The following is a 1,185-nucleotide window of genomic DNA, read 5'->3' as shown; positions in this document are numbered from 1 at the left end:
ATGGTCTGAAGTAGTTGTGTATTTCTGGCTGACTTCAGCCCCTGCCGATTTTAAAAGCGGCAAATCGATCAAAAACGCTCAGATCACCCGCTTATTTCTGTGTTTTTAGCCGCCGCGAGCACCTCGCGGCAGCCATTTCCCACATTACAGGCGCACCTCTCCTGCATTCGCCAGTAAATGTCGGCGCGCCATCCACAGGTTCGACAGCGCGAACAGCGTCACCAGTTGCGCCGTGTTCTTCGCCAGACCACGGAAGCGCACCTTCACATAACCGAACTGGCGCTTGATCACCCGGAACGGATGCTCGACCTTGGCTCGTACCTGAGCCTTGGCCTTCTCAATCTTGCGCTTGGCTTTGTACAAAGCACTGCGCTTATCAAGCTTCTTGTAAGTACTACGGCGGGCGGCGATCTGCCAGATGACCTCCCGGCCTTCATGTTCAGGGCGTTTCTCGACGCCGGTGTAACCCGCGTCGGCACCGACCATGTTCTCATCGCCGTGCAGCAGCTTATCGACCTGGGTGACATCGGCCACGTTGGCCGCCGTGCCCACCACGCTGTGCACCAAGCCCGACTCATCATCGACACCGATGTGCGCCTTCATGCCGAAGTAGTACTGGTTACCCTTCTTGGTCTGATGCATTTCCGGGTCGCGCTTACCGTCCTTGTTCTTGGTCGAACTCGGCGCATTGATCAGCGTGGCATCGACGATCGTGCCTTGGCGCAGCGACAGCCCTCGGTCGCCCAGATAGCCATTGATGACAGCCAAGATGCCGGCGGCTAGTTCGTGCTTCTCCAGCAAACGACGGAAGTTGAGGATGGTGGTTTCATCGGGGATACGCTCCAAGCTCAGCCCCGCGAACTGGCGCAGGATGGTGGTCTCGTACAGCGCCTCTTCCATCGCTGGATCGCTGTAACCGAACCAGTTTTGCATCAGGTGCACGCGCAGCATCGCCATCAGCGGATAGGCCGGACGACCGCCTTCACCCTTGGGATAATGCGGCTCGATCAAGGCAATCAAACCCTTCCACGGCACCACCCGATCCATCTCGATCAGGAACAACTCTTTGCGGGTTTGTTTGCGCTTACCGGCGTACTCGGCGTCAGCGAAGGTCATCTGCTTCATGGGGAAACTCAGCGGGTGGAATCCGGGTATTTTGCCAAAATCTGGAAGTCTTCTTCAGAG

Annotated in this window: 1 protein-coding gene; it reads right to left on the bottom strand. The window is 57.3% G+C overall.

All coding sequences use genetic code 11. The features are described from left to right. Window positions 1-144: 144 nt before the first annotated feature. Complete coding sequence (locus PA6_RS22265) at window positions 145-1,125, bottom strand: IS5-like element ISPre1 family transposase (protein ID WP_021703206.1); 981 nt, start codon at window positions 1,123-1,125, stop codon at window positions 145-147. Between the last annotated feature and the right edge of the window lie 60 nt (window positions 1,126-1,185).

This window comes from Aquipseudomonas alcaligenes NBRC 14159 (assembly GCF_000467105.1).
In the GTDB taxonomy this organism is placed as follows: domain Bacteria; phylum Pseudomonadota; class Gammaproteobacteria; order Pseudomonadales; family Pseudomonadaceae; genus Aquipseudomonas; species Aquipseudomonas alcaligenes.
Note: the sequence above shows the minus strand (reverse complement) of the source record. Positions and strands in the feature narration are given on the sequence as shown.

What these genes read in the sequence shown, in the direction of transcription:
- PA6_RS22265 (WP_021703206.1), bottom strand. Translation starts at nt 1,125, where the DNA reads ATGAAGCAGATGACCTTCGCTGACGCCGAGTACGCCGGTAAGCGCAAA.